8 protein-coding genes are annotated in these 15,229 nt (G+C 35.7%); 6 read left to right on the top strand and 2 right to left on the bottom strand.

The features are described 5' to 3' along the window. Positions 1-218 precede the first annotated feature (218 nt). From dnaE to CW752_RS06290, 4 genes are all read left to right on the top strand, one after another. Entirely contained in the window at positions 219-4,880 is a 4,662-nt protein-coding gene (gene dnaE, locus CW752_RS06305) for a DNA polymerase III subunit alpha (protein ID WP_101238908.1), read from the top strand. Between the two features lie 330 nt (positions 4,881-5,210). Beyond that, a complete protein-coding gene (locus CW752_RS06300) occupies positions 5,211-8,186 on the top strand; it encodes a T9SS type A sorting domain-containing protein (protein WP_101238907.1) in 2,976 nt (991 codons plus the stop codon). A gap of 203 nt (positions 8,187-8,389) precedes the next feature. Beyond that, entirely contained in the window at positions 8,390-9,973 is a 1,584-nt protein-coding gene (locus tag CW752_RS06295; protein ID WP_185117581.1) for a GEVED domain-containing protein, read from the top strand. A gap of 267 nt (positions 9,974-10,240) precedes the next feature. Further along, positions 10,241-11,794 carry a T9SS type A sorting domain-containing protein gene (locus tag CW752_RS06290; protein WP_101238905.1) on the top strand — a complete coding sequence of 518 codons (1,554 nt, stop codon included), beginning with the start codon at positions 10,241-10,243 and terminating at the stop codon, positions 11,792-11,794. Positions 11,795-11,880: 86 nt separating this feature from the next. Here the strand turns inward: CW752_RS06290 and CW752_RS16850 are convergent, their stop codons facing one another. Both CW752_RS16850 and CW752_RS06285 read right to left on the bottom strand, forming a co-directional pair. Then, positions 11,881-12,039 (bottom strand): hypothetical protein, encoded by a 159-nt coding sequence (locus tag CW752_RS16850; protein ID WP_185117580.1) that lies wholly within the window; start codon positions 12,037-12,039, stop codon positions 11,881-11,883. 43 nt (positions 12,040-12,082) lie between these two features. Further along, positions 12,083-12,910: an ion transporter gene (locus CW752_RS06285; protein WP_101238904.1), complete on the bottom strand. Its 828-nt coding sequence runs from the start codon at positions 12,908-12,910 to the stop codon at positions 12,083-12,085. A gap of 249 nt (positions 12,911-13,159) precedes the next feature. Between CW752_RS06285 and CW752_RS06280 the strand changes: the two genes are divergently transcribed. Both CW752_RS06280 and CW752_RS06275 read left to right on the top strand, forming a co-directional pair. Further along, complete coding sequence (locus tag CW752_RS06280) at positions 13,160-14,008, top strand: hypothetical protein (protein ID WP_101238903.1); 849 nt, start codon at positions 13,160-13,162, stop codon at positions 14,006-14,008. Positions 14,009-14,129: 121 nt separating this feature from the next. Beyond that, complete coding sequence (locus CW752_RS06275) at positions 14,130-15,227, top strand: Nif3-like dinuclear metal center hexameric protein (protein ID WP_101238902.1); 1,098 nt, start codon at positions 14,130-14,132, stop codon at positions 15,225-15,227. Positions 15,228-15,229 lie beyond the last annotated feature (2 nt).

Genomic DNA, 15,229 nt, shown 5'->3' with positions numbered 1-15,229 from the left:
TTAATGATAAATTTATTCTTTATTTGTGTTTTTTTTGAAGTGTTTTCTATATTGATTATTGTATCGGTAATTTTTATCTTAAACCATGAGCTAACTGTGAAATAATGATCATATTTTTTTACGTATTATAGATGGTTTAAATGAGAGTTATCAATCCATAATTGGAAAAAATGAAGTAACTTTACATTCTCTTTTTTATAAAAAAGTTAGAAAATTATATGTATTTAATTTTTGACACAGAAACAACTGGTTTACCAAAAAATTTCAACGCCCCGCTTTCAGATTCGGATAACTGGCCAAGAATGGTTCAGATTGCATGGCAGGTACATGATGATGACGGGAAATTGATTGAAAATCAGGATTATATAATAAAACCTGAAGGGTACGATATTCCCTTTAATGCAGCTAGGATTCACGGGATTACAACTAAAATTGCCAATGAAGAAGGACGGGATCTCCAGGAGATTCTTGAAGAATTTTCGAAGGTTCTCGAGAAGATAAGGGTAGTTTCGGGACATAATGTAGAATTCGATTATAATATTGTAGGAGCAGAATTCTACAGGAAGAATATAAAAGATAATTTACAGGAAAAACCCAGAGCTGATACGATGATTCTGGGAACTGACTACTGCCAGTTGGGAGGAGGCAGAGGAGGTAGATTTAAACCTCCAAAACTGGAAGAGCTTTATGAAAAGCTGTATGGAAATAAATTTGATGAAGCACACAACGCAGCAGCCGACGTAAATGCTACAGCTCAGGTTTTCTTTGAGATGATGAGAATCGGAGTGGTTCCTGCTGAGGTTTTGAAAATATCAGAAGATCAATTAAATTATTTCAAAAGTCTTTATCCTGATCCGATCAAGCCTTTTGGCATTATCATCCGAAGACAGGTTGCAGATTTCCATAATAAAAAGAAACAGCAGGACTTTGGAAGTATTGATGAGATTGATCTAGGTAAATATTTCAACTTTGACAATCATAGTGTTTTTTCTACATTAACAGCTACTACCAGTATTAACGACCTGATAAAAAAAGCTTCTGAAGAAAACTTCCCTGCTGTCGGGATGGTGGATCTTGGAAATATGATGGGAGCTTTTAAGTTTGTTTCTGCAGTAGAGGGAGCTAATGGGGATCGTGCAAAAAAATATAAAGAATATTTAGCTAAAAAACAGGAAGCAGAAGAAAACGGAACGGATTTTAATGAAGAAGAGCCGGTTTCGGAATCATTGATTCCTGTGGTAGGTTGTGAATTTTATATTTCGGATCGTTATGAGCAAAAGCAGTTTACCAAAGATGATCCGGATAGGAGAACACAAGTGGTACTTTTGGCAAAAGATTTTAATGGATATAAAAATTTGGCCAAGCTTTCAAGTATTGGTTTCTTAAAAGGATTTTATTTCGGGGTTCCGAGGGTAAGTCGAGAATTAATCGCTCAATATAAAGAAGGCGTCATTGCATTGACTTCAGGGATTCATGGTGATATTCCTGATGCGATCTTAAATACAGGGGAGCAAAAAGGTGAGGAGCTTTTCAAATGGTGGAAAGATACTTTTGAAGATGATTTTTATGTACAGCTTCAAAACCATAAGCTGCCTGAAGAAGAGCATTTAAATGAAGTTTTATTGTATCTGGCAGATAAATACAATGTTAAAATATTAGCGCAAAACGAAACTTTTTATACCAATAAAGATGATTCCAATATTCAGGATATTGTAAGCTGTATCAAAGATGGTGAAAAGCTTTCAACACCTGTTGGTAAAGGGTTTGGTAAAAGGAGGGGGCTTGCAACAGGAGAATACTACATCAAAAATTCAGACGAGATAAAAGAGGCTTTTCTTGCTTATCCGGATGCTTTTGAAGCGTATGAAGAATTCTTTGCAAAATTTAAGCCTTATACTCTAAAAAGAGATGTTCTCCTTCCGAAGTTTGATATTCCGGAAGAATTTATTCACGCCGAAGATGAGGTAGACGGCGGAAAAAGAGGAGAAATGGCTTATCTTACCCATTTGACCTATGAAGGAGCCAGAAGACGATATGGGGAGAATGGTATTACTGCTGATATCAAAGAACGTCTTGATTTTGAGTTGGAAGTAATTGCCAATACCGGTTATCCGGGGTACTTCCTTATTGTACAGGACTTCTGTAATGAAGCCCGTAATATGGGAGTTTGGGTAGGTCCGGGAAGGGGATCTGCTGCAGGTTCGGCAGTAGCTTATTGTATCGGAATTACCAATGTAGACCCTATTAAGTATGATCTCCTTTTTGAGAGATTCCTGAATCCGGAAAGGGTGTCCATGCCCGATATTGATATTGACTTTGATGATGAAGGAAGAGACAGGGTAATCAAATGGGTTATTGAAAAATATGGACAAAGTCAGGTGGCACAGATTATTACGTATTCGGTTCTTGGTGGGAAATCTGCCATTAAAGACGCCGGAAGGGTATTGGATGTACCAATTCCTGATACCAATAACATTGCTAAACTTATTCCCTCCACTCCGGGAATGAATATTGCGAAAGCTTTAGCGAAATATGATAAATTGAAACCGGAAGAGCAAATGCTCGTTGATGAGATGAGATATGTTCTTGATAGTCCTGATGATGCCCGTCATGGAGTGCTTGCGAGTGCGAAGAAAATGGAAGGATGTATCAGGAATACCGGGATTCACGCCTGTGGTGTAATTATTACGCCGGAAGATGTAAGTAATCTTGTTCCGGTGACGATTGCGGCAAAGGATGCCGATATTTTAGTGTCTCAGTTTGATAACTCGGTAGCGGAAAGTGCAGGTCTTCTGAAGATGGACTTCCTGGGTCTGAGAACCTTAACGATTATTAAAGATGCTTTAAAATTGGTGAAAGCAAGATATGGAGTAGATATTGATCCGGATTTGATTCCATTGGATGATACTAAAACATATCAATTATTTAAAGAAGGAAGAACGGTTGGGATTTTCCAATATGAAAGTCCCGGGATGCAAAAATACATGAGGGAGCTTAAACCAACTGTTTTTGCCGACCTTATTGCCATGAATGCCTTGTATCGTCCGGGTCCGATTAAATACATTCCGAACTTTATTAACAGAAAGCATGGAATTGAAGAAATTGTTTACGATTTACCGGAAACTGAAGAATACCTTAAAGAAACCTATGGTATTACAGTATATCAGGAGCAGGTAATGCTTTTATCTCAAAAGTTAGCCAACTTTACAAAAGGTGAGGCCGATACCTTGAGAAAAGCAATGGGTAAAAAACAGATTGACGTTCTTAATAAAATGTATCCTAAATTTATTGAAGGAGGACGAAAAAACAATCTGAATGAAGAGCGATTGGAAAAAATCTGGAACGACTGGAAAGCCTTTGCAGAATATGCCTTCAATAAATCCCACTCAACATGTTATGCTTTTATTGCTTATCAAACAGCTTTTTTGAAAGCCAATTATCCTGCAGAATACATGGCGAGTGTAATGAGTAATAATATCAACAATACAGACTCTATTACCATGTTCATGGAAGATTGTAAGAGTATGGGAGTTGATGTTTTGGGACCTGATGTGAATGAATCTCAATATAAATTCTCGGTAAACGAAAAAGGGCAGATTCGATTTGGTTTGGGAGCTATTAAAGGAATCGGAGAGGGACCGAGCGAAGCTATTACAAGAGAAAGGGAAAACGGACGATTCAAAAATATTTATGATTTCTTTGAGAGGATTTTACCTTCTCAAATGAATAAAAGAGTTGCGGAAAGTTTGGTGCTGGCAGGTGCTTTTGACGAATTGGATGCCTTCCATAGAGGTCAGTATTTTGACATTGATATGGCCGGGAGAACGAATCTGGAGAGATTGATTCGTTATGGGCAGAGCTTCCAGGAAAGTAAAAATGAAATGGAACATTCATTATTTGCAGATTTCGCTGAAGAAGTTCAGATTGAACAACCTAAATTGGCTCCTTGTCCGGAATGGCCCAATATGCATAAGCTTAATAAAGAAAAAGAAATCATTGGTTTCTATCTTTCTGCTCACCCGCTGGATGAGTTTAAATATCAATTTCAGTTTATGCAGGGACAGCTTTCCAAAAAAGCGGTTCTTGAAAAAGATATTGAAGAGAAAACGGATGAAACGCCTGTTCTGGAACAGGATGCACAGGATGAATCTGTAGATCTTACTGAAATTGTATCCGATGAGATGTCTATCGGGGATGAAGAAGTTGTAGAAGAGGTTACTAAGAAAGCTGAGCCGAAAGGAAATTTCTTATTTTTAAATCTTGATGAAGTGGATGCATATAAGGAGCAGGCTTTCGCTAATAAACAGGAGGAATTATTTGAAGAGAAAAAGAAAGACTGGAAAACGCTTCAGAAAGAAAGAGAAAATGGTGGCGGAGGAAAAGAATATACTGTTGCAGGTTTGATTACGGAATATAGAGTTCAGGATGGTTTTAGAAGTGGTGAAAAAGTAGCTTTTGTAACTCTGGAAGATTATTCAGGTTCTTATTCTTTCAGGTTGGGAGATAGAGATTATATGAGGTTGAAAGAAAAGCTTGAAGTCCAGAGATTTGTTATTTTTAAAATAAAATTTGCTCAGGTAAAAGATGGAAGAGTTTTCGTGAATGTGAATGATGTAATTGAACTTCAGGAAGCATTTGAAAGATTTGCCAAAAGTATTTCATTGGTGATGGATGTGATGGATGTGAGACCTGAAGATCTGGATTTTTTCAGAACAGTTTTGGAGAGAAATAAGGGAAATCAGAAATTAAAATTCTTTATCAAAAATATTGATGATGATTCTCATATTGAAGTTCAATCGATGAAACACTCTGTGGATTTGAACGGAGATTTGATTAAAGAAATTCAACTATTGAATAAGTATGAGTTTTATCTGAACTAAAAGAAATACATCTAAATATCTGAAAAAGTGGCTTTTTGCCACTTTTTTTATTGTGGTTTCAGTAATATTAATGATTTTTTTTAATAATTATTTTATGTTAAATAAGAAGTAGTTAGTTAGGATATATTTTATAAATTTATTGTAATTTATTGAAAGTCAGTTATTTGTAATTATTCATTAATTAATGATAAATTGTTAAAATTAAATATTTGTTTAATTTTAATTAAAAATAATTAATAATATTTATGTTTTTATTATTTATTTATATTGTTTATTGAGTTTAATTTAAATATTTATTTATTTTTACTGCCTAACTTTTACTTAAACTATATGAAAAAACTAAATTTACTCTTTTTGCTTTTGATGAGTTTGTGTACTTATCAAATGTATTTGGGACAGAGCTTTACGTTGGCAACCTGTTCGTCGGGGTTAACAACCAACACTTATGGCCCTATGAATAGTGTAACAGCAACAGATAGTAAAAACAGAATTGCATTTATTATTCCTGCTTCTCAATTGGCAACTATCGCTAATGGTACAATTACTTCTACTTATTTTAAGAGATTGAGCTCTTCAGGAAGTTTAAACAGTACTACCAATTTTAAAATTTACCTGAAAAACGTTACTGTAACAGATTTTGGAGCTGCCGACTTAGATTGGGCTTCAGAAATAGGAACAGCAACCCCGGTTTATGATTCTAATCCTGATACGGCAGTAGGAAGTACATCGGGATATAAGAAATTCTTACATTCTACAAACTTTGTGTACACGTTAGGAAGTAATCTTGCTGTCTATTTAGAATATTCACAAACGGCAGGGCAGGCGGCTGCTATAGCCTGGGATTATGAGTATGGTGCAAGTTGTGTGAATAGCTCAAATAATAATACGACAAAATATGTATTGACAACGGCAGCTTTTGGACCTACACTTACCAATTCCAATTATAGAAGACCTGTGATTGCTTTTGATGCGACGGTACCCCCACCAACAACAGTACCACCTTGTACAACAGTTTCATCTCCGGCTAATGCCGCTACGGGAGTATCTGTCACCCCAACTTTTACCTGGGTGGCATCTCCTATCACTTCAAGCTATTCTATCAGCCTTGGAACAACGCCGGGAGGAACAAATGTAATAAATAATGTAGATGTAGGAAATGTTACTACTTATTCAGTTCCTTCAGCTTCACCTTTGGCATATTCTACTCAATATTATTTAACAGTTATTCCTAAAAATGGGATAGGCTCGGCAACAGGTTGTAATGCAAGTACTTTTACGACTACTACAATTCCTTGTCCAACTGTTTCGGCGCCGGCTTCAGCAGCGGCAAATGTTTCAATCACTCCAACGATTACCTGGTCAGCTGTAAACCAAGCGACAGGGTATAAATTGAGAATAGGTACTTCTGCGGGAGCTTCAGATGTAATGAATGATTTTGATATGGGGAATGTAACAAGTTATACGTTGACCACTCCTCTTAACAATGGTACAGTTTACTATTATACTGTAAAAGCTTATACAGCAACCAGTCTTTCTGCATCTTGTACAGAAAGAAGCTTTTCAACGGTTTGTGTGTCTACTACAGTTCCGTATGCTCAGAATTTTGATACTACGGCAACCGGTTCGTCTTCGAATATTAATGCTCCTATATGCTGGTCTTTTGTAAAAACTGCGGGTAGTGCGGGATATGGCTATGTGTCTTCTACGGGACCTTCTTCTTCTCCAAATAGTTATTATTTATACAATAGTTCTGATAACAGCGGAAATATTATGTTGGTCTCTCCACAGACAACCAATTTGGCTGATGGAACAAGAAGGGTGAGATTTATGGCGAAAGGAGGAAGTGCCGGATATACTTTGCAGATAGGAACACTTAATAGTACTTCTAACCCTGCATCTTTTACAGCAATTGGAAGTAGTATCGCATTAACAAATTCCTGGGTATCATATATCGTTAATATTCCTGCAGGAGCAGATCAGTATTTAGCTTTCAAACATGGTCTTGGAGGTACTTCCAGAGGTGTTTATATAGACGATGTTTTTGTAGAAAGTATTCCTACTTGTATAGAACCTACAGGGTTGACAGTTGGAACAATTACACCAAATTCAGCTAATCTTTCCTGGACGGCTTCTACCACTCCTCCGGCAAGTGGGTATGATGTTTACTATACTACATCTAATACAGCGCCTGCAATGACCGCTGTTCCTAATATAACAGGCGTTTCGGGCCTATCGACGCCACTTTCTCCATTGACGCCGGCTACTACTTATTATGTTTGGGTAAGATCTCATTGTAGTGGTACCGATATAAGTGTTTGGTCTATAGGTGCAACATTTAGAACATTGTGTCAGCCTCCTGCTATTTTAAGTGCTAATGGGGCTGCTGTTTGCGGCGCATCCGGATCGGCTACAATAACAGCTACAGCAGATGCCGGAGCGACGATTACCTGGTATGATGCAGCAACAGGAGGGACCGTTTTGGGAGCAGGACCTTCTTATACTACCCCTGTTATTACGACAAATACTACTTATTATGTAAGTGCAAAATCAAATGGAGCTGTTACAACGGTAGGGCCGGCAAGCCCTTCTGTATTGGGAAGTATAAGCTCAAGCAATTATGATATTGGTACTTATTATCAGATATTTGATGTTACTTCACCTGTTGTATTAACAAGTATCGATGTTTTCCCTACATCTACAGTTGCAATAGGAACTAATTCCGCAATAGAGATTAGAGATAATTCAGGAGCTACTTTAATTTCTGTTCCTTATACTGTTTCAGTAAATGATGGAACAACTCCACAAACTGTTAATCTTAACTATGCATTACCTGTAGGGACTGGGTATAGAATAGGACAAGGGCTTGGAGCTGCAGTAAACTTAAATAGAAATACAGCTGGTGCAACTTACCCGTTCACGTCAAGTTCTATTAATGTAACAGGAAATAATTTCTCTTCCGGACCTAATTACTGGTACTATATTTACAATTGGAAATTCTCTGGTGTTTGTGAGAGCGCAAGACAACCGGTTACTGTAACTGTGAATGCCTCTTGTTTGGGAACTTCTGAAGTTTCAACAAAAGAAACCGTGAAGCTATATCCTAATCCGTTTACAAGTACTTTGAATATTTCCGATGTTGCCAAAGTACAATCAATCTCTATTGTTGACCTTGCAGGAAGAATAGTGAAAACAATAGAAACTCCATCATCGGTTCTTCATTTGGAAGACCTGAAAGAAGGAATGTATTTGGTAACACTGCATATGAAAGATGGATCCCAACAGACTATAAAAGCAATGAAAAAATAAGTGTTTAATTTCTGATTATAGCGAAAGCTAAAAAGATGACCGGAAGAAATTCCGGTCGTTTTTTTGTTTAGATCAGAAGCGGTAAATAATTAATTTTTAAATAATTGAAAATATTCTTAATTGCGTGATTTATTTAATAAATATTAAAATAATAATATATTTTTTATTAATTTGGTCATACCAATCATAAATAAATGTATTATATGAAAAATTTTTTACTTGTTGGTTTTCTAACCATCGGGGCTTGTGTTTTTGGTCAAACCTATTGTGTTCCTAGTTTCCCATACGGATGTTCTTTGGGAGATCAAATAGACAGTTTTGAAATCCCGGCTGCGGGGTTTAGTGATTTGGATACCGGATGCTCCTCAGCAGCTTATGAAGATTTTACTTCTAAGACAATTAATTTGAATGCCGGAGTTGCTTATTCTTTTGCGATTACCCATGATGCCTATTCTCAGCATGTACGTATTTGGATAGATTTTAATAATGATGGAACTTTTGACGAGACTACTGAATTGGTGGGATCAGGTATAAGTGTGGAAGATGTAAATGGTAGCAATGTTACTAGCAGTTCGATTGTTATTCCCGCAACAGTAACACCGGGGACGTATCGAATGAGAGTAGGGGATAAATATGATGAATACCCCATACCGTGTGAAATTGATGGATATGGAGAAGCCCATGATTATACTGTCATCATAGGGGCGGTTCCAAGTTGTCTTGCCCCAAGTTCTTTGCTCGTTAATTCAGTGGTATCAAATCAGGCAGAAATTTCATGGACTGCTTCAACAAGTACTGTGGGACTAGGGTATGAATATTATTTGTCTACTACAAGTACAGCACCATTGCCAGCCGCTATAGCTACCGGAAGTGTAGGAGGGTCTGCTGTTTCTGCACAACTCCCTAACCTGACACCTGCAACGGATTATTATGTATGGGTTCGATCTGTATGTAGTGCTACAGATAAAAGCTTTTGGTCTTTAGGGACATCATTCTCTACACCATGTACATCTATTGTTCCAACATATTCTAATGATTTTTCTACTTTCCCTATTGATTGCTGGGCACAGATGTCGGGTGGGGATTCTTCCACCGGGCCTACAGGAACAGATGAATACTGGTATGAAGAAGACTTTTTGAATTCGGGAGCATCCAATAATGCGGCTACAATGAATTTATATTCTGATGGTCGTATTGGCTGGTTGAAGACAGCTCCTTTTGATTTATCGGCAGGTGGATATAAAATATCATTTAATTATGGAATTACTGAATATGGAAGTGACGCTTCGTCCGGTATGGGCTCTGATGACATCGTACAGTTTTTAATATCTGCTGACGGGGGAACCACCTGGACTGTTCTTCAGACCTGGGATGCAGCAAATAGCCCATCGAACACCTCTGCAAATTTTTCTTATAATCTTACATCTTACACAGGAAGTCATGTTGTTTTTGCATTTTATGGATCTACAGGCTCAATTGATGATCCTGAAGATTATGAATTCTTTGTAGATAATCTTGCTATAGAGTCTTCATTAGCTGTCTCGGAAGTCAATAAAAACAATTCCGGTATTAAGATATATCCTAATCCATTCACAGAAACGCTTAATATTTCAAAAATAGAGCAGGTAAAATCAATTTCTATTACAGATGTTTCCGGAAGATTGATGAAAAATTTTGATCAACCGAGTTCAATGCTTGATGTGGGAGATTTGCAGGCTGGAATGTATATGGTTATTTTGAACATGAAAGACGGTTCTAAGCAGACACTAAAAGTAATTAAGAAATAATAGATAATTATAGTAAAATATTAAGATGAGTCAACTGGCTCATCTTTTTTTGTGTGAAAAAAATATTAGGAAAATAATACTAATCTGCCTTTTTTGTTTCTGTTTTTTAAAATATTGATTTTTAATTATTTGTTTTTGTTTGTTTTATGTGGAAAATATGATTTTGATATTTAATTTTCGGCTGTTGGTTAATCGGTTTTTATTGAAATTTTTTTTTGAAAAAAAATATGGTGTTTTTACCTTACTAAAGCAATTAAAAAAACAATTATGAAAAAACAATTACTATTATGCCTGCTATTTACTGTAAATATGGTGCTCAATGCTCAGATAACATTGGGGGGAGGAAGTACAAATCCTGGTGATTTTCCAGTTAATACTATTTTTGATTATAGTTATACTCAACAAATATTTACTAAAAGTGAAATCAATGCTAGTGCCGCGGGAAATATTACCGGATTAAAGTTTTATATAGATCCTTCTGCAAATATTTCTAGTTTTAAGGATTTGAAAGTTTATCTTGGTCATACTTCTAAGACTTCTTTTAATGACACTTTCCCACAGGATTATATTCCTCTTTCCGAGTTGACGGAAGTATTTGATGGAATCATTAGTAATAATGGAGGAGAGGTTTTAGTTACTTTTACATCTCCTTTTGCTTATAATAATACGGATAACTTAGTTGTTGCAGTAGACGAAAATACACCGGGAAGTATTATTACTACTTCTGCATTTACGGCAAGATTTTATACATATGATTCGGTTGATAATTCTAGCATGTATTTTTTTGGAAGTACTGATATTGACCCGGCCGCACCTCCGTTTGGCTTAAGGTCAGGAGAAAAATCGGTAATTACTATTTTAGGATTAACGGTAAATAGTATTCCTGCGTGTCCTATAATTTCATATCCTGCTCAAAATGCAAATGGGGTTTCTGTGCTACCAACCATTAAATGGGGAGCTGTTCAAGGGGTTATATCCTATAAAGTATCAATTGGAACAACTTCGGGAGGAATAGATGTAGTTAACCAAATATCAACATCTACCAATAGTTTTACCCCTTCTGTATCACTCAATTATGGAACTACTTATTATTTAAAAGTGGTATCTGTGGGGGCTGGTGGACAATCTTCAGGATGTTCGGAAATAACATTTAAAACCCCACCTGTTAATGATATATGTTCGGGAGCTTTAATTGCATCTTCTTTTCCGTATACTTATTCTCAAAATGATGGTGAAGGTCTGACAAATGAAAATGGTGGAATTTCTACATGTAGTGTAATGAGTGATGGTGGTTGGTTTACATTTACAGGAGACGGCAGTATGTATACCATTAATGCAAAACCTAATTCATTTTCTTTTAATACTAAAATAGGTGTGTATAGTGGAAATTGCAATAATCTTGTTTGTGTAGGAGAGGCTGATAACAATAGTTCATATTCTAATGCTGAAGAACTTACTATACCCACAATTTCCGGTACAAAATATTTTGTGAATGTTGGAACTACGTATAATTACTCTGGTGTGACATTGGGAGCTTTTACGATCAAGATTTCAAAAGGTAACAACCTGAGTACTTCAGAGATCTCAGGAAATAAAAATAATATTAAAGTATATCCTAATCCATTCGTCGATGTTTTGAATATTTCAAAAACTGATCAGGTAAAATCAGTTTCTGTGACAGATATTTCAGGAAAATTGATAAAAACGGTAGAGAAACCTTCTTCTGTACTCCAGTTAGGAGATTTAAAACAAGGAGTTTATATGTTGATACTAGAGATGAAAGATGGTTCTAAGCAAGTCATAAAGAGTATAAAAAAATAAAAACATCACCAATATATGAGTAATCCTGAAATAGGTTGACATAAAATTAGAAGGGCGAATCATCTCGCCCTTTTTTATATTATCCATTACTTATTGGGTACCGGCTGTATATCTCCCTTATTCATAAGATCGAAAATGGTTGGGAAGAACATGACAAGAATAAAATAGATGATAACCATCAGTACGATCAGTACAAAAAGAATAATCACTAAACTATTCGGTTTGTTTTTCTTTTTTGGTTCCATGATTTTGTGGTGTTTGGTGAATAAATTAAATTGATATTGAATATCAAGCTAATTTCTTGCCACATTGTTTGCAGTACCTGGCATCATCATCAATATCTTCATTGCCACACCGGTCACAAACTTTTTCTAAATTTTGTCTTTTATTTCGCATTTCTGCCGTTACGATTCCGGTAGGGACTGCTATAATGGAATATCCAGCCAGCATTAAAACTACTGCAAAAAACTTTCCCAACGGTGTTATCGGTGATACATCACCATAGCCAACAGTAGTTACGGTAACGACTGCCCAATAGATAGACTGTGGTATTGTTTCAAATCCCTGTCTTCCACCTTCCACCATAAACATTAAAGAACCAACAATTACTGAAAAAATAATCAGGAACAAAAGGAAAATATAGATTTTTCTGGAACTGTTTTTTAATGCCCGTACAATAAGATAACCATCATTCATGAAGTCCAATAAATTGAAAATCCTGAATATTCTTAACATTCTCAGCATTCTGAAAATCAGAAAATACTTGGTAATAGGAAAAAAGAAACTTAAGTAAAATGGCACAAGGGCAAGAAAATCTATAATTCCAAAAAAACTAAAAATATAATGTTTCTTATTTTTTATTACAGCAATCCGCATAGAATACTCTATTGTGAAAAAAATAGAAATAATCCATTCAAGAATCAGGAAGGTATAGTGGAATTTTTTGTCAAGCTGAGGTACACTTTCCATCATAATAATGGCAGTACTTACAAGAATTAATGATAATAATATAATATCAAACAGTTTTCCGAGTTTGGTGTCTGAACGATAAATGATACGAAAAAGGTATCTTTTCCAAAGTGCATCTTCCGGAACAAGATGATGTTCTCTTTCCATTGGGGTAAGGTTATTTCACAACGAAGTTAATAATTTCTCTAAAGTATAAGGTAAATATATGATTGTTAAAAGAAATTTGCAAATGTTAATAGTTTTTCTATCATTGAAAAGTGAGTTATTTGTATTTAAACACATGATTTACAATGTGTTATATTTAACAAAATACGAATAAAATATGACATATAAAAATTTATTTTTTAACGTTTTTTTTGTGGTAGTTTGTAATTTTATTCAACAAAATCTAAGATCATGAGAAAAATTTTAACCTTATTTGTTCCGATTTTCATATATAGTTTTATATATGCTCAGGTTGGGATTAATACAACTAATCCAAATGGAGCAACGGTATTAGAGATTGTTTCCAATCAGAAAGGAATTCTGATTCCTCGTCTTTCCGACATGGACAGAGATACTAATCTGGCTGATAATGACCCTTTAACAGTACCCCCTGCAGGTGTTGTTAATAATAGTCTGACTGCAGGAACCCTTATTTTTAATACGACAACGAATAATTTCCAGTATTGGGACGGTACCCTCTGGAGACAGCTTTTTGTTCCCACATCTTCTCAGGCTGGTAATGACGGTGTCGTTAAAGTGAATTCTGGAAACGCAAATGTAAAACCTTCTCTTAGCTTAATTTCATCAGGAAACACATATGGACCGCGACTGCAGGTAAATTATGCTGTACCATTGGTTTTTGCAGCCAGTCCTACAACAAGCTGGCCGGAAACTACAGTGCCGTTTCCTGGTGTTACTGCCAATATTTATGATGCAGCTTCAGGAAAATGGAGGGAAAATGAAATTTCAGGTCAGGTTCATGTATGGAGATTAATTGCCAATGTGACTCCGGGATCTAATTCTTCCGGATCTGTAAAGGCAACTTTCACAAACCCGGACTCAGGTTTTGAAGTCAATTCAATTCAACTTCTTCCCAGTGGGTCCAGTGGTTTAGGGAAACTACTTACATTTTATTTCTACACTATTGCAGATCCTGCAAGTCTGGCTCCAGGTAGGGGATATCAACTTTTTCTGGAATCTGATATAAATTGTAATGTGAGCATCGATTCTTTTACAAGGGTTTCACTTTTTAAAGATTAATTATAGTATTTTTCGAATCCAAGCCGGTCCTGATCTAAGCCGGCTTTTTTTATGGAGTACAGAAATTCTTTTAGTTTTTTAGTAAAATTAATATCTTCGCCTAACTGTAAAATATAGATTCATGAAACTAAGTACTGTAATTTCAAAAATTGAAGAAGAAATAAGCATAAGACAGGCAGAAGATTTTGATAATGTAGGATTGTTATGCGGAGTCCCTGATCGTGATGTGTCCGGAATTTTAGTTTGTCATGATGCCCTGGAAAATGTTGTGAATGAAGCGATGGATAAAAACTGTAATTTAATTGTGTGTTTCCATCCTATTATATTTTCCGGATTAAAATCTTTAACAGGAAAGAATTATGTAGAAAGAGCAGTTTTAAAAGCTATTGAAAATAAAATTGCCATTTATGCTATCCATACGGCATTTGATAATGACTTCTTTGGAGTCAATAGAGGTATTTGTAATGCCTTAGGATTAAAAGATCTGAAAATTCTTCAACCTAAAAAAAATAATTTAAAACAACTTACGGTTTTTGTTCCCAGAGACCATTCCGAGTCTGTAAAAGAAGCTCTCTTCTCTGCAGGGGCCGGAAATATTGGCTTTTATGATGAATGTAGTTTTACACTTAATGGAAAGGGAACTTTCAGACCAATAGAAGGTTCAAATCCGTTTTCGGGACAGCAGAATATTCGTGAACATGCAGATGAAGATATGATTTCTGTAATTTTTGAATCCCCAAAACAAGGACAAATCATTGCTGCCATGAGATTGGTACACCCATATGAAGAAGTGGCATATCAGGTATATCATCTGGATAATGAAAACCATCATTCAGGTTTGGGGATGTATGGCGAGTTGGAAGAAACAATGGATGAGAAGGATTTTCTAAGAATGGTAAAAGAAAAATTTAATCTTGAAGTGATAAAACATTCCCCTTTTAATAACAAAAAGATTAAAAGGGTAGGTGTTCTGGGAGGTTCGGGAGCCGGCGGAATAAAATCTGCACTTTCTAAAAAATGTGATGCCTATCTTACTGGAGATCTTAAATATCACGACTATTTTTTAGCTGAGTCTAAAATGCTGATTGGCGATATAGGGCATTATGAATCAGAACAATTTGTGACTCAACAATTATTTGAAATTTTATCACAAAAATTTAGTACATTTGCAATTTCAAAATCTATTGAAAAAACCAACCCAGTAAATTATTTCATTTAAAT

Origin of the sequence: Chryseobacterium sp. PMSZPI (genome assembly GCF_002835665.1) — a bacterium.
Classification (GTDB): domain Bacteria; phylum Bacteroidota; class Bacteroidia; order Flavobacteriales; family Weeksellaceae; genus Chryseobacterium.
This window is presented reverse-complemented; position numbering and strand designations above follow the sequence as displayed.